At 66.0% G+C, this 14,345-nt stretch carries 17 protein-coding genes; 7 read left to right on the top strand and 10 right to left on the bottom strand.

What is annotated here, in order from left to right:
- Positions 1-126: 126 nt before the first annotated feature.
- Positions 127-1,086 (top strand): NAD(P)/FAD-dependent oxidoreductase, encoded by a 960-nt coding sequence (locus U1H82_RS10445; RefSeq protein WP_322964863.1) that lies wholly within the window; start codon positions 127-129, stop codon positions 1,084-1,086.
- 31 nt (positions 1,087-1,117) lie between these two features.
- Here U1H82_RS10445 and clpS read toward each other — a convergent pair whose 3' ends face one another.
- The 3 genes from clpS to U1H82_RS10430 form a co-directional block, all read right to left on the bottom strand.
- On the bottom strand, positions 1,118-1,474 hold the full coding sequence (gene clpS, locus U1H82_RS10440; RefSeq protein WP_322964862.1) for an ATP-dependent Clp protease adapter ClpS: 357 nt from the start codon (positions 1,472-1,474) through the stop codon (positions 1,118-1,120).
- A 275-nt stretch (positions 1,475-1,749) separates the two neighbouring features.
- The gene (locus U1H82_RS10435; protein ID WP_322964861.1) at positions 1,750-3,342 is read right to left on the bottom strand and encodes a cisplatin damage response ATP-dependent DNA ligase; all 1,593 of its coding nucleotides are present in this window, start codon (positions 3,340-3,342) and stop codon (positions 1,750-1,752) included.
- Positions 3,343-3,349: 7 nt separating this feature from the next.
- Positions 3,350-3,535, bottom strand: a complete 186-nt coding sequence (locus tag U1H82_RS10430; protein WP_007407044.1) for a DUF1328 domain-containing protein — start codon at positions 3,533-3,535, stop codon at positions 3,350-3,352.
- Positions 3,536-3,706: 171 nt separating this feature from the next.
- Here U1H82_RS10430 and U1H82_RS10425 point away from each other — a divergent pair, with 171 nt between their 5' ends.
- Positions 3,707-4,435 (top strand): Crp/Fnr family transcriptional regulator, encoded by a 729-nt coding sequence (locus U1H82_RS10425; RefSeq protein WP_322964860.1) that lies wholly within the window; start codon positions 3,707-3,709, stop codon positions 4,433-4,435.
- Between the two features lie 69 nt (positions 4,436-4,504).
- On the opposite strand, the gene U1H82_RS10420 is transcribed toward U1H82_RS10425, so the two are convergent.
- The 3 genes from U1H82_RS10420 to U1H82_RS10410 form a co-directional block, all read right to left on the bottom strand.
- On the bottom strand, positions 4,505-5,002 hold the full coding sequence (locus U1H82_RS10420; protein ID WP_322964859.1) for a Dps family protein: 498 nt from the start codon (positions 5,000-5,002) through the stop codon (positions 4,505-4,507).
- Between the two features lie 111 nt (positions 5,003-5,113).
- Entirely contained in the window at positions 5,114-5,671 is a 558-nt protein-coding gene (locus U1H82_RS10415) for a TMEM165/GDT1 family protein (protein WP_322964858.1), read from the bottom strand.
- A gap of 11 nt (positions 5,672-5,682) precedes the next feature.
- Complete coding sequence (locus U1H82_RS10410) at positions 5,683-6,021, bottom strand: hypothetical protein (protein ID WP_322965075.1); 339 nt, start codon at positions 6,019-6,021, stop codon at positions 5,683-5,685.
- 192 nt (positions 6,022-6,213) lie between these two features.
- Here U1H82_RS10410 and rpmG point away from each other — a divergent pair, with 192 nt between their 5' ends.
- Positions 6,214-6,381 carry a 50S ribosomal protein L33 gene (gene rpmG / locus U1H82_RS10405; RefSeq protein ID WP_007407030.1) on the top strand — a complete coding sequence of 56 codons (168 nt, stop codon included), beginning with the start codon at positions 6,214-6,216 and terminating at the stop codon, positions 6,379-6,381.
- A gap of 224 nt (positions 6,382-6,605) precedes the next feature.
- Here the strand turns inward: rpmG and U1H82_RS10400 are convergent, their stop codons facing one another.
- Entirely contained in the window at positions 6,606-7,496 is an 891-nt protein-coding gene (locus U1H82_RS10400) for a LysR substrate-binding domain-containing protein (RefSeq protein ID WP_322964857.1), read from the bottom strand.
- Between the two features lie 261 nt (positions 7,497-7,757).
- Here U1H82_RS10400 and U1H82_RS10395 point away from each other — a divergent pair, with 261 nt between their 5' ends.
- Positions 7,758-10,049, top strand: a complete 2,292-nt coding sequence (locus U1H82_RS10395) for a CDC48 family AAA ATPase (RefSeq protein ID WP_322964856.1) — start codon at positions 7,758-7,760, stop codon at positions 10,047-10,049.
- 209 nt (positions 10,050-10,258) lie between these two features.
- Here U1H82_RS10395 and U1H82_RS10390 read toward each other — a convergent pair whose 3' ends face one another.
- A complete protein-coding gene (locus U1H82_RS10390; protein ID WP_322964855.1) occupies positions 10,259-10,579 on the bottom strand; it encodes an antibiotic biosynthesis monooxygenase family protein in 321 nt (106 codons plus the stop codon).
- 144 nt (positions 10,580-10,723) lie between these two features.
- Here U1H82_RS10390 and U1H82_RS10385 point away from each other — a divergent pair, with 144 nt between their 5' ends.
- Positions 10,724-11,338 carry a class I SAM-dependent methyltransferase gene (locus tag U1H82_RS10385; protein WP_322964854.1) on the top strand — a complete coding sequence of 205 codons (615 nt, stop codon included), beginning with the start codon at positions 10,724-10,726 and terminating at the stop codon, positions 11,336-11,338.
- A gap of 92 nt (positions 11,339-11,430) precedes the next feature.
- On the opposite strand, the gene U1H82_RS10380 is transcribed toward U1H82_RS10385, so the two are convergent.
- The gene (locus U1H82_RS10380; protein ID WP_322965074.1) at positions 11,431-12,618 is read right to left on the bottom strand and encodes a phospholipase D-like domain-containing protein; all 1,188 of its coding nucleotides are present in this window, start codon (positions 12,616-12,618) and stop codon (positions 11,431-11,433) included.
- Between the two features lie 147 nt (positions 12,619-12,765).
- Between U1H82_RS10380 and rpoZ the strand changes: the two genes are divergently transcribed.
- Positions 12,766-13,110 carry a DNA-directed RNA polymerase subunit omega gene (rpoZ, locus tag U1H82_RS10375; RefSeq protein ID WP_230483483.1) on the top strand — a complete coding sequence of 115 codons (345 nt, stop codon included), beginning with the start codon at positions 12,766-12,768 and terminating at the stop codon, positions 13,108-13,110.
- 75 nt (positions 13,111-13,185) lie between these two features.
- On the opposite strand, the gene U1H82_RS10370 is transcribed toward rpoZ, so the two are convergent.
- A complete protein-coding gene (locus tag U1H82_RS10370; protein WP_322964853.1) occupies positions 13,186-13,512 on the bottom strand; it encodes a hypothetical protein in 327 nt (108 codons plus the stop codon).
- Between the two features lie 205 nt (positions 13,513-13,717).
- Here U1H82_RS10370 and U1H82_RS10365 point away from each other — a divergent pair, with 205 nt between their 5' ends.
- A complete protein-coding gene (locus tag U1H82_RS10365) occupies positions 13,718-14,329 on the top strand; it encodes a hypothetical protein (protein ID WP_322964852.1) in 612 nt (203 codons plus the stop codon).
- Positions 14,330-14,345: the final 16 nt, after the last annotated feature.

The raw sequence follows: 14,345 nt of genomic DNA, 5'->3' as shown, positions 1-14,345 counted from the left end.
GATCGCACTGCTCCGCAGGCAAAAGTCTAGCATGGATCAGTGCCGTTACTCGGTCCGATACTTGGGGCGGTTCACCGATGAGACGGATCGTTCGGGACCAACGGGCGTAACGATGGATGGCGCCCGATGCGGCGGATCACGAAGGAATCGACTATGGCCGGATCGGCGGCGGTCATCGGCGCGGGTATGGCGGGACTGAGTTGCGCCACGCGGCTGGTGGAGGAGGGCTGGCACGTCACCCTCTTCGACAAGGGGCGCGGCCCCGGCGGACGCATGGCGAGCAAGGTGGTGACGGCGCAGGGCATGACCTTCGCCTTCGACTATGGCGCGCAATATCTGACGGCGCGCGACCCGAATTTTATCGCGCAGGTCGCGCGATGGGCGGGGCAGGGTGTCGTCGCACGCTGGAGCGCGGCGGGTGAGGATGGCTGGGTCGGGGTGCCGGGCATGAACGCGTTGGTCGCGCATATGGCGGCCGAGCTGGACATCCGCTGGTCGACGCATATCCGGGCGCTTTGGCGTGACGGCGATGGCTGGCGGCTGGGCCATGACGAGCTGGCCGAGGGGCCGTTCGACGTCGCCATATTGGCACTCCCCGCCGAGCAGACGGCCGACCTCGCCGCCCCGATCGATTCGACCCTGAGCGGACTGGCGAAGGCGCATCCGTCCGATCCCTGCTGGACCGTGCTGCTGGGGTTCGAGACCGGGCTCTCCGCGCCCGACCGGGTATCGGCTTGCGACCCGATCGACTGGGCCGCGCGCAACACCGCCAAGCCGGGTCGCAGCGGCGGCGAGGCCTGGACGATTCATGCGACGCCCGACTGGTCGCTACGGCATATGGACAGCGATCGGCTTTCGGTCACCGCGTCGCTGCTACGCGCGCTGGAAGAGCGGGTGGGCATGCTGCCCATACCGGTTCATGCCACCGCGCATCGTTGGCGCTATGCCCGGTCGGGTAAGGCGGGGGTCGGGGCCTATCACCGGCGGGACACCGGGCTGGCGGCGTGCGGCGACTGGCTGATCGCGCCGCGCGTGGAAAGCGCCTGGCTATCGGGTCGTCAGGCGGCGGAACGGGTGATCGCGTAGGATTCCCCGATGCGGGGAGGCGTCGGCGCGCTTACGCCTTTTCCAGCGTGCATTGCAGCGGATGCTGGTTGGCGCGGGCAAAGTCGATCACCTGCGCCACCTTGGTCTCGGCGACCTCATAGGAGAAGACGCCGCACACCCCCACGCCGCGCTGATGGACGTGCAGCATCACGCGGGTCGCATCGTCCATGCTCATCCGGAAGAAACGCTGAAGGCACAGCACGACGAACTCCATCGGGGTATAGTCGTCGTTGAGCATCAACACCCGATAGGGCGTCGGCTGCTTGGTGCGGGCGCGGGTGCGCGTCGCCACCCCCAGGCCGGTGCCTTCGTCGTCACCATGATCCGGGCCATGATCGGGACCGTGGCCGGGCCCATTGCCGGCCATTCCCAAATTATGGGGGAGAAGATCGCTGTTCTGGGCCATGGTCGTAAAATATGGCATGGCGGGGGGTGGGCACAAGCCCTTGGGGACAGGGTCGATCGTATAAATCGGCACGGTCGGCCTGTGGGCGGATCGCATTTCCCTTCGCGCAGGGATGGGCTTCAGGCCGTGACCACCGCCCGTCGGGGTCCAGTACGGGCACCATCGCGCGCGACACGGGCCTCGACGCCGCCAGCATCAGCCCTTCCTGGTCGCGGCCTTGATACCGGGCGGTTCGGCTACGTCACCAGCCGCTTCAGCGTCTCGATCTGATCGGCCTCGGCGGCGGGCTTGTCGGTGCGGATGCGGGCGATCCGGGGGAAGCGCATCGCGACCCCGGATTTGTGCCGCTTCGAATCGTGGATCGAATCGAACGCGATCTCCAGCACCAGCGTCTTCTCCACCTCGCGCACCGGACCGAAGCGCTGCACCGTATGCGCCCGCACGAAGCGGTCCAGGGACCGCAACTCCTCGTCGGTGATCCCCGAATAGGCCTTGCCGACCGGCAGCAGCTCGCCCTCCTCGGTCCAGCAGCCGAAGGTGTAATCGCTATAATAGCTCGAACGCCGGCCATTGCCGCGCTGGGCGTACATCATCACGCAATCGGCGGTCAGCGGATCGCGCTTCCATTTGTACCACAGGCCGACCCGCCGCCCGCCGCTATAGGGCGAATCGCGGCGCTTGAGCATCACGCCCTCGATCGCCGCATCGCGGGCGGAGGCGCGCAGGGCTTCGAGCGCGGTGAAGTCCTCCGCCTCGATCACCGCGCTGACGTCGAAACGATCGGGGTCGAGTTTCGCCGCGAACGCCTCCAGCCGTTTGCGCCGCTCGGTCCAGGGAAGGGGACGGACATCCTCGGTGCCGTCGACCAATATGTCGTAAAGCCGGACAAAGGCGGGATAGTCGGCGAGCATCTTCGCCGACACCGTCTTGCGGCCCAGCCTTTGTTGCAGCGCGTTGAAGCTGGCGGCACCGCCGCCATCCTCCAGCGTGCCGCCCTGATGCTCGCCCTTGACCAGCAACTCGCCATCGACTGCGCCCACCGCGTCGAAGGCGCTGGCGACATCGGGAAAGGCGTGGGTCACATCGTCGCCGGTACGGCTGTAGAGTCGCGTCTGCCCGGCGACATGGACGATCTGTACCCGGATGCCGTCCCATTTCCATTCGGCGGCATAGTCGTTGAGGTCGACGCGCAAATCCTCCAGCGGATGGGCGAGCATGAAGGGGCGGAAGACCGGCACGTCGGCGGGTGTCGGCTGTGCGCCGGTGCCCTCACCCCAGGCGAACAGCTCGGCATAGGGCGGCGACAGGCCGTGCCAGACCTCTTCCACCGCCTCGACATCCAGGCCGAAAGCCTGCGCGAAGGCGGTTTTGGCGAGGCGCGCGGACAGGCCGATGCGCAGGCCGCCGGTCGCCATCTTGAGCAGCGCGAACCGTTCCTCGGCGGTCAGCCGGTCGAGCATATCGGCCAGCACGGCGGGCGCGTCGGAGCGGGACAGATGCCGCAACCGGTCCACGACGACGCTGACCGACAGCGGTTCGGGATCGCGCGGTCGGTCCGGCGCGGGCCAGAGCAAGGCGACCGTCTCGGCGGTGTCGCCGACATAATCGCGGCTCATGCGGAACAGCACGGGGTCGACCCGCTGTTCGATCAATGCGCGGATCAGCGCGGGTTTGACGCCGGGCAGGTCGAGATCACCGGTCAATGCCGCCATCGCCCAACCCCGGTCGGGATCGGGCGTGGCGGCAAGGTAATCGGCGACCAGTTTCAGCTTGGCGTTGCGCGAGCGCGTATAGATCAGCGCATCGAGCAGCCCCGCAAAGTCGCGCACGGCTACGTCAGTCGATCGCGTTCTTCACCGACTTGCCCGCGACCAGCCCGAGCACCAGGAAGATCACGAACAGCGCGATCGCGATGAAGAACAGGATTTTGGCGATCCCGACGAACGCGCCGCCGATGCCCCCGAAACCGAGTGCGCCAAGGATCAGTCCGACGACGAGAAAGGTGATGGCGAGCTTGAGCATGGGGCATTCCTCCTGACCTGATAAGGGGTTAACCGGCCAGGGCGGTTGGTGTTCCGGTTACCGTTGACCGAAGAATGCGTCGCGGCGGCCCGTCGCGCCTTTTGATATATGATCGACTCTATGTCCTAAGTGGTTGGTAATCGGGCAAAGGCGTGGAAGAAGGGCGGCATCATGCCTTATCCCACGCACCGCTTCCGCGCCTTTTGTGACCTGACCCCCAAGGAGGAGCAGCTGTTGACGACCCTGGGCGACGCCGAGGTCGTTCGGCGTCGCGGGGAAACCTTCCAGCGGGAGGGGGACAGCGTCAGCGGCTTCTACCTGCACATCCGGGGCTGGATCAGTTGGTCGATCGTGCTGCGCAGCGGCGATCGCCTGATCCAGAAGGTGCATCTGCCCGGCGACATCCTGGCCTCGCCCAGCATGGTGCTGCCGCGCGCCGCCGACACGCTGACCGCGATGACCGAGGCGGTGACCGCCTTCGTCCCCTATGACCGCATCCGTCAGCTCTTCACCGATGCGCCGCGCCTCGCTGCCCTGTTCACCGTGGCGGTGCAGATGGAGCGGCTGGCGCTGATGGATGTGCTGGCCGTCACCGGCAATGCCTCGGCCCGCGAGCAGTTGGCGCGGTTGCTGGTCGATCTGCACGCGCGGCTCAGCCCGATCGGGATGGTGCAGGAAGACAGCTTCCACCTGCCGCTGACGCAGGAGGTGATGGGTGACCTGCTCGGCCTGACCGCGGTGCATGTCAATCGGACGATCCGCGGCATGGAGGCGGACGGGCTGATCGCGCGCGAGGCGCACCGGGTTCGCCTGCTCAACCTGCCCGTCTTGCGCGAACTCTCGCCGCTGCAACCCCGGCGACCGCAGTTCGAGCCCGCATGGCTGCCAGCGGCCACCTGACGGCACCGGACATGAAAAAGGCCCCGGCGTTCACCGGGGCCTTTTCGTGTATCGGTCGGGGCCGGGCGATCAGCCCTTGCGGCCCGCCTCGAACAGGAACCAGGCGCGTTCCTCGGCCTGGTCGGTCCATTCGTCGACGATGCCGCTGGTGGCATTGTCCTTGGCCTCTTCCGCCGCGTCCTTGACGGTGCGGAAGCGCTCGACCAGCTTCAGATTGTCGTCGCGCAGTTCGACCAGCATGTCGGCGGCCGACACGAAGTCTCGGTCATTGTCGACGATGGTCTGGCGGCGCGCGATGTCGCCGATCGAGCGCAGCGTGACGTTGCCCGTCTTGCGCACCCGCTCGGCAATGGCGTCGGTCACGCCCAGGATCTGCGTCGCCTGATCGTCGAGCATCAGGTGATAGTCGCGGAAATGCGGACCCGAGACGTGCCAGTGGAAATTCTTGGTCTTCAAATACAGCGCATAGCAATCGGCGAGCGCACCGTTCAGCGCGTCGGCGACGCTGGCGGTGGCGTTGCGGCTCAGGTCGGTCGGCGTATCGAGCGCCGGATTGATATCGGACATGACAGGCTCCCGCTATCGGTCGTGGTTGTCGGATTCGTTGCGTAAACGATCCGATGACGCAATGGCTCCATCCTTGTCCATGGACAAAGCCCGTGCTGTGTGATCGATCGCCTAGATCAATCCCTTTGCCGATAGTCCGATGACGATCCCGGTCAGGATCATGACCGCGCCGCCGAACACCCGGATCGCGCGCCAGGCCAGCCGCCGCCACTCGCGCGTGCCCAGCAGGATCGCGGGCAGCAGCGCCCCCGCCAAGCCCAGCATCACACCCGGCCACGCGGCCCAGGGCAGGGGGGAGCGCGCCGCGGCGACCGCCACCAGGATCAATCCCGATTCCGTCGAGAGGATCAGGCCGGCACCAAGCGCGGCGGTGCCGAACACCCCCAGGCGTGGCGGGCCGAAGGGCGATCCGGGGCGCGGCAATCGCCCGCACATGCCAAGTCCGACCATCACCAGGGCGAACGCCAGGAACAGGCTGAGCGTTTCCGGCGTCACCTGCGGCGCCAGCATCATCCCGATTCGAATCGCGACCGCCGCCAGCGCGCCCTGCGCCAGCATCACGCCGACCAGCACCGGCACGGGGCGGCCGGTCCGCTCGACCAGGCGCTCGACGAAACTGCTCAGCCGCCCGCCCGCCTGTGACAGCAGGGTGGCGACCAGCAGGATCATCAGCGCATCCATCAACCCGCCAGACGCACCGAACAGGCGGCGGCGAAATCATTCGCGGTTTCCCAATCCTGCCGCTCGCTGGCGATCGCATCGGTCAGCATCGCGAGCCAGCCATGGACGGGGACGCCGCCGGGCTCCCGCATCAGCGCACGGTCGATGAAATGGGTGACGGTGACGGCCGGGGCCAGGCCATGGCGATGGGCGATCCGGCGAATCGCCTCCACCCCCTGAACCAGATCGAGGGGCTGGGCATAAGGGGCCGACACGTCGAGCGCGGCGATCCGCGCGCAGAGCTGATCGCGAATCTCGGCAAAGCCGATACCCCGGTCGGGTGATTCGCCAGGCTCCATCACATGCTTCCCCTTTCACACCCCGCCCCGATAGCGGCAGATGACGCTGTCACCATAGGCACTTGCGTGTAAAGAGTGGCTTAAATCCGGCGAAATGCTTGACTCGTGCGGGCATATGGGCCATGCGCGGCCCTTATATAGCGGCGGCTCCGGCTGCCGCTTTCGCTTTTTCACGCATACAGGAACCAGGTCATGGCCAAGCCGACCACCGTCAAGATCAAGCTCGTCAGCTCGGCTGATACCGGCTTCTTTTACGTCACGAAGAAGAACCCGCGCACCAAGACCGAGAAGCTGAGCTTCAACAAGTACGACCCGGTCGTGCGCAAGCATGTCGAGTTCAAGGAAGCCAAGATCAAGTAATTCGAGAGGGGCGCTTGCATAGCGCCCCACGAATGGCTTGAAGGCGTGAAGCCGCCGTCCGACAGGACGCGCGGCTTTTTGTCGTTGGTTATTCGCTGCGAACGATGATCTTGCCGCCCCCCCCCCGCCGGGGGGTGGGGATGGGGGAGGGAAGGCCGCAAGCTGCGTCGCTGGTGGCGGGCCCTCCCCCCAGCCCCCTCCCGCCTGCGGGAGGGGGAGATAGATCACGCCGCTTCCGGATACAGCGTGCGGATCAGCCAGTCGTGGAACAGCCGCACTGACTTCTGTTGCAACGCGCGGGGGCGGCAGACGAACCAGTGGCTGTACGGGCTGTCCACCTCGATATCGAACAGCCGGACCAGACGCGGATCATGCGCGTGTTCGAAATGGCTGGCATGCATGAAGGCGATACCCAGTCCCTGCGCCACGGCCTCCAGCATCAGTCCGCCCGAATCGAAGAAGTCGATCGCCTTGGGCTTGATGTCGTTCAGCCCGGCCGCCTGGCACCAGGCGGTGAAGGCGTCGGGCATCTCGCGGTGCAGCAACGCCGTCATCCCGTTCATCTGTTCGGGCCGCAGCAGCGGGTTGGGGCCTTCCAGCAAGCGCTTCGCGCCGATGACGTACACCTTGTTGCGGTCGAGTCGCTTGGCATAGAGCGAGGGATCGATCTCACGACCCAGCGCGATGACCGCGTCCAGCCCTTCGCCCAGCCGCGCAATGCCATGACCGGCGGTGTCGATGTCGAGATGCAGTTCGGGATGCGCCGCCCGAAGCAGCCCCATATGCGGGAACAGCCGTTGCGATGCATAGAGCGGCAGCACGCCGAGCCGCAGGCGTAGCACTTCCTGTCCGCTGGTCATCGCCTCCACCGCGTCGGACAGCTGGTCGAGCAGGGGGGCGATCTGCTCCATCAGCCGCTGGCCATCCTCATTGGGAACCATCGCCTGATGCCGCCGGGCGAAGAGCGGCTTGCCGACGAAGCGCTCCAGCGTCTGGACGCGCCGGCTGAGCGCGGGGGCCGACAGCGCCAGTTCCTCGGCCGCCGCCTTGATGGAGCCCAGGCGCACGACCTGGACAAATGCTTCGATCGCACCCAGCGGGGGGAGCCTGCGCATGCCGCACCTGTACTCGTTGACCTATTGGTCAGAGGATTGCACAAACTGCAATCATAACCAAGCTTTTCGCACTTGCAACATAACGTTTCGCACCGCAAAAGGAACGGGCCTTTCAGGCATCCTCTCCTAAAAACTTTCCGGGCTGGTCGTTTCGATCGGCCCTTTTTTTTGCCTCCGCTGGGCCGAGCGGTCTTTCGCTGGCCGGAACCCGCCCCCACGTCCCGCGCTTTCGTGTTTCAGACACTTTGCCAAGGGACGATCATGGCCGACAGCGACGCGCCGACCCGCAAGATACAGGTGGCCAATAGCCGCCCCGAGGATTCGGGCCGGGGTCTCGCCCATATGCCCCGCACGCTGATGGCGGCGCTGGGCATTACCGAGGGCGACGTGGTCGAGATCGTCGGCAAGCAGGCGACGCCTGCGCGGGCCGTCGCGCCCTATCCGGAGGATGAAGGGCTCGACTTATTGCGCATCGACGGGTTGCAGCGCGCCAATGCGGGCGTCGGCTCGGGCGATTTCGTCGAGGTGCGCAAGGTCGAATCCAAACCCGCGACTCGCGTCGTCTTTGCGCCTGCGCAGGAGAATCTGCGATTGCAGGGCTCGGCCCAGGCGTTGAAGCGCACCTTCTTCAATCGCCCGCTCTGTCAGGGCGATGTGGTGGCGACGGCGGGGCAGCAGCGCGTCACCAACATGCCGCCGGGCGTCGCGCAGTTCATGAACGCGCCCGCTTATGCGCTGCAGGAAATCCGCCTCGCGGTCGTCGCGGCCAGCCCCAAGGGCGTGGTCCATATCGACGAGAATACCGAGGTCGAGCTGCGCCCCGAATATGAGGAACCGCGCGAGGCGCGGCGGGCCGACGTCACCTATGACGATATCGGCGGCATGGCCTCGACCATCGACCAGCTACGCGAGATGGTCGAGCTTCCCTTGCGCTATCCCGAATTGTTCGAACGGCTGGGGGTCGAGCCGCCCAAGGGCGTGCTGCTCCATGGGCCGCCCGGCACCGGCAAGACGCGGCTCGCGCGCGCGGTGGCGAACGAATCGGACGCGCAATTCTTCCTCATCAACGGACCCGAGATCATGGGCTCGGCCTATGGCGAGTCGGAACAGCGTCTGCGCGAGATTTTCGAGGAGGCGACTAAGTCCGCCCCCTCGATCGTCTTCATCGACGAGATCGACTCGATCGCGCCCAAGCGCGACCGCGTGCAGGGCGAGGCGGAGAAGCGGCTCGTCGCGCAGTTGCTGACCCTGATGGACGGGCTGGAGGCGCGTGCGAATCTGGTCATCATCGCCGCGACCAACCGGCCCGAGGCGATCGACGAGGCGCTGCGGCGGCCGGGTCGCTTCGACCGCGAGATCGTGGTCGGCGTGCCCGACGAGCGCGGGCGGCGCGAGATACTGGGCATCCACACGCGCGGCATGCCGCTGGGCGACAAGGTGGATCTGGACGAGCTGGCGCGCACCACCTTCGGCTTTGTCGGCGCGGACCTGGCGGCGCTGACCCGCGAGGCGGCGATCGAGGCGGTGCGGCGGATCATGCCGCGCCTGAACCTGGAGGAGCGGACGATCCCGGCGGACGTGCTCGACACATTGTCGGTGACGCGCGAGGATTTCATGGAGGCGCTGAAGCGTGTCCAGCCCTCGGCGATGCGCGAGGTGATGGTGCAGGCACCGACCGTCCGCTGGGAGGATGTCGGCGGGCTCGACACCGCGCAGATGAAGCTGAAGGAAGGCGTCGAACTGCCGCTGAAGGACCCGGATGCGTTCCGGCGTCTGGGCATCCGGCCCGCCAAGGGCTTCCTGCTCTATGGCCCGCCCGGCACCGGCAAGACGTTGCTGGCCAAGGCGGTGGCGCGTGAGGCGCAGGCCAATTTCATCGCCACCAAGTCGAGCGACCTCTTGTCCAAATGGTATGGCGAGAGCGAGCAGCAGATCACCCGCCTGTTCGCCCGCGCGCGGCAGGTGGCGCCGACGGTCATCTTCATCGACGAACTCGATTCGCTGGTGCCAGCGCGGGGCGGTGGCCTCGGCGAGCCGCAGGTGACCGAACGGGTGGTCAACACCATCCTCGCCGAGATGGACGGGCTGGAGGAACTCCAGTCGGTCGTCGTGATCGGTGCGACCAACCGACCCAATCTGGTCGACCCCGCGCTGCTCCGGCCGGGGCGGTTCGACGAACTGATCTATGTCGGCGTGCCCGACAAGGCGGGGCGTCGGCGCATCCTGGGCATACAGACCGCCAAGATGCCGCTGGCGGCCGATGTCGACCTGGACGACGTGGCGGCGCGGACCGATCGCTTCACCGGTGCGGATCTGGGCGACGTGGTGCGCCGGGCGGGCCTGATCGCGCTCCGCAAGTCGCTGAACGTACAGCAGGTCGACATGGCCGCCTTCGACGAGGCGCTGACCGAAGCCCGCGCCAGCGTCACGCCGGAGATGGAGCGCGATTACGAACAGATCGCCGCCAAGCTGAAGCAGGAGGCCGCCGCGATTCAGCCGATCGGCTTCATCGCGCCGGGGATGCTGACGCCACGGGGGGATAAGACGCCGTAATCACTCCTGCCGCTTGAAGCCCCTCCTCCGGAACGGGAGTTTCAGGTCGGTCATGCCCCCGGCATGACCTAAACGATGCGGGGCATCGTTTACCTGAAACTGGGTTTGGGGAGGGGGCATGCCGCGGGCGACAGGCTCGGTGAGACTCCCAGCCCTCCCCCATCCCCTCCCGCTTGCGGGAGGGGAGCGGCAAGATCAGAGGGCAGGCGTTATTCTCGTGCCCATTCGTAACTCCGGCCCACCTCGGCCACCGCGACCTCGTACCGCGCATACCATTCCGCCCGCCCCCGCTCGCGGATCGCCGCATGTTCGGGATGCGTCCGCCACGCCACCGCGCTGGCCTCGTCCGCCCACCAGCTGACGGTGATGCCCAGCCCGTTGGCCCCGCGCACGCTGTCGACGCCGCAATATCCCGGCTGCCGCGCTGCGAGGGCGTCCATTGCCTCCGCCGCCTCGGCATAGCCTTGCCCGTCGCTAACCGTCCGTTGTGACACGAAAATCACCGCGATCTGGCCTGTTCTGTCGGTCATCGCGTGTCCTCCATCGCATCCGCTTTGCGACGGAATGCACCGCTTCGCCGCAACCCAATAGCTTGAAAGTCGTTCGGGACCTGTGCGACGAGGGGATTTCCCTCGCGCGTCCCTTACGCGGGGATCACGAACGACAGGAACTCGATGCCCAGCTCGACCACCGCCGCGCGCAAGTCCCGCACCGACGCCACGGGTTATCCGTCGCCCGGCCAGATGTTTTTTCAGCAATTTCTGAAGCATCCGGTGATGGTGGGCTCGATCATTCCCTCGTCGGGCAAGCTGATCCGCAAGATGCTGGCCCCCGTCGATTGGGCCAATACCAAGCTGTTCGTGGAATATGGTCCCGGCGTCGGCACCTTCTGCCGCCCGATTCTGGAGCGGATGGCGCCCGATGCGAAGCTGATCGCGATCGATACCAATCCCGATTTCTGCGACTATCTGCGCCACACCATCATCGATTCCCGCTTCGCCGCGGTGAACGGATCGGCGGCGGACGTGCAGAAGATCGTGCGCGACCATGGCTTCGATCATGCCGATTACGTCCTGTCGGGTCTGCCCTTCTCGACGCTGCCGCCCGGCGTCGGCCCCGCGATCGCGCGCGGCACGCATGACGTGCTGCGGCCCGGCGGCGCGTTCCTGGTCTATCAGTTCAGCCCCAAGGTGAAGGACTTCCTGGTGCCGCACTGGGACAATATCGATCACAACATGGAATGGTGGAACGTGCCCCCGGCGCAGCTCTACTGGGCCTGGAAGGACTGATCTTCCGTCATTGCGAGCATAGCGAAGCAATCCAGGGGCAAAGCGTGACGCCCCGGATTGCTTCGCTACGCTCGCAATGACGCCTGACGCAATCATTCCCCGTCCGGCGACTCGATCCCGAAATTGAGCCCCCGCGATACCGACGGGTCGATCACCGCGATCAGCAGATAGGCGGCGAACTGTCGCAGCCGCTGGAACCAGCCGGTATGGCGTTTGTACCAGTCCGGCGTGATCGTCTCCGACCGCGCGACCTCTCCGTCGACATAGGTCCGGACATGCGCGGCAAAAGCCGGGTCCTCGATCCGCAGCATCAGCTCCAGATTTACGAACAGGCTGCGCATGTCGAAATTGGCCGAGCCGACATGCACCGCGTCGTCGATGACGTATAATTTCGTGTGCAGCTTGGTCAGGTGATACTCGAAAATCCGAACGCCCTTGCGCAGCAGGCCCGCATAGGTGAAGCGCGCCGCCGCGATCGTCGCCTCATTGTCCGACTTGCCCGCCGTCACGATCCGCACCTCGGCATCACGCCGCCCGGCCCGGTCGAGGCGCCGCAGCATGGTGGGGCTGGGGGTGAAATAGGCGGCGATCACATCGATCCGTCGCCCGCGCCGCATATCGTCGCGCACCGTCCGCGCCCAGGGCGACAGCCGCCGCGTCGGGCCGCCGATCAGCCAACGCAGCCGTCCAGTCGATTCACTCCAATGCGAAAGCGCCTTGTTCAGGTCGCGCAGCCGCCCCTTGGGGTTTTCCGTCCAGGCGAACAGCGCGTCGAAATAGCCCGCCATCCGCGTCGCCGCCGGGCCCTCGACCAATAGGCCCAGGTCGCGCCAGCTCTGCTCGGCGGGGGTGCCGAAATAATCATCCTCGATATTGAAGCCGCCGATGATGATGGAGGGGCAGGGCCCTTCGGCATCGGCCAGGGCCAGCTTCTGATGGTTGCGCAACAGGTAGCGGCGGCCGAAGCGCGGTTCGAACCGCGACAGTCGCGCCCCGGTATCGACCAGGGGGCGGAAGAACGCCGCGTCCGCGCCCGCGCCGAACCCGTCGACCACCACCGAGACCGCCACGCCGCGCCGCGCCGCCGCGATCAGCGCATCGCGCACCCGCCGCCCCGTCCGGTCGTCGGCATAGATATAATAGAGGATGCGAAGCGAGACCCGCGCGCCCTCGATCAGCGCCAGCACCGCCTCCAGCCGCCGGGGCCCCGTGTCGAGCAGGGTCAGCCGGTGGCCATCGACCTGAAAACCGGGCTGTTCGGGGGGATGGCGGGCGGAAATGGTGCGGTTCCTCCGGCGAATGATTTCGCTCGGAAGCGTAACGGTCAAGATGACAGCTGCGTTGCACGGTCATGGCTTTTGACTTGGGGCCCCTTTGCTGTTAGGTGGCCCGCTTTCATCCCAGCATTATTTGCGAAGGACACACGCATGGCGCGCGTCACCGTCGAGGATTGCGTCGACAAGATTCCCAACCGGTTCGATCTGGTGCTGTTCGCGGCGCAGCGGGCGCGGCAGATTTCGGGCGGGGCCGACCTGACCGTCGATCGCGATCGCGATAAGAACCCGGTCGTCGCGCTGCGCGAGATTGCCGAGGAAACGGTTCGTCCGGCCCATCTGGAAGAATCCGTGGTCAACAGTCTGCAGCGCGTCCAGATCGACGACGAGGACGAGGCGGATGACGTCGGCAGCCTGCAGGCCTCGGCCGAGGCGCTGCGCCTGACCGCCGCCGCCCCGCCGCGCAACCAGAATCTGGGTGCCGATTACGACGGCTGATCGGCCGTCCGTCGGACTTCACAAAAAGGGCCGGTGCGATATCGTCGCGCCGGCCCTTTTCGTTGGGTGACAGGATCAATACCCCCAGCCGCCGCCATGCCAGTAATCCCAGCGCGCGGCATGCCGCTCATGCTGGGCGAACCGCGCATCGCGCCGCGCCTCCGACCGGCGCACCGCCGCGGCATGGGCATAGGCATCGGCGGCACCGTAATCGCCATAATAGGCCGCTTCATCGGCGGCCCGCTGATCGCGTCCGGCCTGATAGGAATGGACCTGGGCCCCGCGATAGGCCCGGTGCGCCATATAGTCGTCATAGCGCCAGTCCTGCGCACCGGCGGCGGTGGCGGTCAGCATGGCCCCACCGGCAAGGGCCACCAGCAATCCCGTCCTGAGCATCTTCATCACGAACACCCTTGGAATCATCATCTCCCGTATGATGAGGATATTGCGTCGTTTATCCTGAATGGCGGGTGGCGGTCGCGTTCAGCAATATTTTAGCTACCGACGCGTCTTCGTCAGGATCATGTCATCGCGGCGTCAGCGCCTGGTCAGGCGATCGGACTATACTGGCCCCGAATTGGCACCGCGGATTGTCGGGGTAGGGGCTATGGCGAGCATCGTTTCTTTCCCGCTTCTGGCTGTCACAGCCCTGCTGTTCGCCGCGCCGTCGGAGATTGCGAGGCCCCGTATCCCGAATGCGATGGTGACATTGTTCCGCTGTACGTCCGATCACCGCCTGACCTTGACGCCTGACGGGGAGGATGAAACCGGTCCGAAATATGCCGTATCGGCGCGCGTTCCCGACAAACGGGCGATCGCGCTGGCGGTCGGTCGCGCCGATCACAGGCTGTACCTGTTGCTCGGACAGGGGCGAGGCGCCCAACGCTATGTCCTTCACGATGTGCGGCAAGGCAGTTCGCCGGGGTCCGGCGCGGGTGGGCGGGCCGATAGCTTCATTACCGGCACGAGCGGAAGTCAGACATTCCTGCTTTATGCCGGATACGACAATAATGGCGAAGAATTCGGAGCCGATCTGCGGATAACGGGGCGCGCAAATCGCGTCTTCGCCTGTGACGACAGAATCTACCGGTCCCCCTCGGTTTTCGTGCTCGGCACCAAGATGCCGGTCAACATCTACACCCTGGCATATGAGGGACTGGCCGAAGCTTTGGCCGCCATTCCCGATCTCCCCGACAATGGCAGCCCTATGAACCATTAGAAAAGGATGACAGGCG

Origin of the sequence: Sphingomonas fuzhouensis, assembly GCF_034659795.1 — a bacterium.
Classification (GTDB): domain Bacteria; phylum Pseudomonadota; class Alphaproteobacteria; order Sphingomonadales; family Sphingomonadaceae; genus Sphingomonas; species Sphingomonas fuzhouensis.
Note: the sequence above shows the minus strand (reverse complement) of the source record. Positions and strands in the feature narration are given on the sequence as shown.

Coding starts and splice junctions, on each gene's coding strand:
- U1H82_RS10445 (WP_322964863.1), top strand. CDS start 127: ATGCGGCGGATCACGAAGGAATCGACTATGGCCGGATCGGCGGCGGTC.
- clpS (WP_322964862.1), bottom strand. CDS start 1,474: ATGGCCGGCAATGGGCCCGGCCACGGTCCCGATCATGGCCCGGATCAT.
- U1H82_RS10430 (WP_007407044.1), bottom strand. CDS start 3,535: ATGCTCAAGCTCGCCATCACCTTTCTCGTCGTCGGACTGATCCTTGGC.
- U1H82_RS10425 (WP_322964860.1), top strand. CDS start 3,707: ATGCCTTATCCCACGCACCGCTTCCGCGCCTTTTGTGACCTGACCCCC.
- U1H82_RS10420 (WP_322964859.1), bottom strand. CDS start 5,002: ATGTCCGATATCAATCCGGCGCTCGATACGCCGACCGACCTGAGCCGC.
- U1H82_RS10415 (WP_322964858.1), bottom strand. CDS start 5,671: ATGATCCTGCTGGTCGCCACCCTGCTGTCACAGGCGGGCGGGCGGCTG.
- U1H82_RS10410 (WP_322965075.1), bottom strand. CDS start 6,021: ATGGAGCCTGGCGAATCACCCGACCGGGGTATCGGCTTTGCCGAGATT.
- rpmG (WP_007407030.1), top strand. CDS start 6,214: ATGGCCAAGCCGACCACCGTCAAGATCAAGCTCGTCAGCTCGGCTGAT.
- U1H82_RS10400 (WP_322964857.1), bottom strand. CDS start 7,496: ATGCGCAGGCTCCCCCCGCTGGGTGCGATCGAAGCATTTGTCCAGGTC.
- U1H82_RS10395 (WP_322964856.1), top strand. CDS start 7,758: ATGGCCGACAGCGACGCGCCGACCCGCAAGATACAGGTGGCCAATAGC.
- U1H82_RS10390 (WP_322964855.1), bottom strand. CDS start 10,579: ATGACCGACAGAACAGGCCAGATCGCGGTGATTTTCGTGTCACAACGG.
- U1H82_RS10385 (WP_322964854.1), top strand. CDS start 10,724: ATGCCCAGCTCGACCACCGCCGCGCGCAAGTCCCGCACCGACGCCACG.
- rpoZ (WP_230483483.1), top strand. CDS start 12,766: ATGGCGCGCGTCACCGTCGAGGATTGCGTCGACAAGATTCCCAACCGG.
- U1H82_RS10370 (WP_322964853.1), bottom strand. CDS start 13,512: ATGAAGATGCTCAGGACGGGATTGCTGGTGGCCCTTGCCGGTGGGGCC.
- U1H82_RS10365 (WP_322964852.1), top strand. CDS start 13,718: ATGGCGAGCATCGTTTCTTTCCCGCTTCTGGCTGTCACAGCCCTGCTG.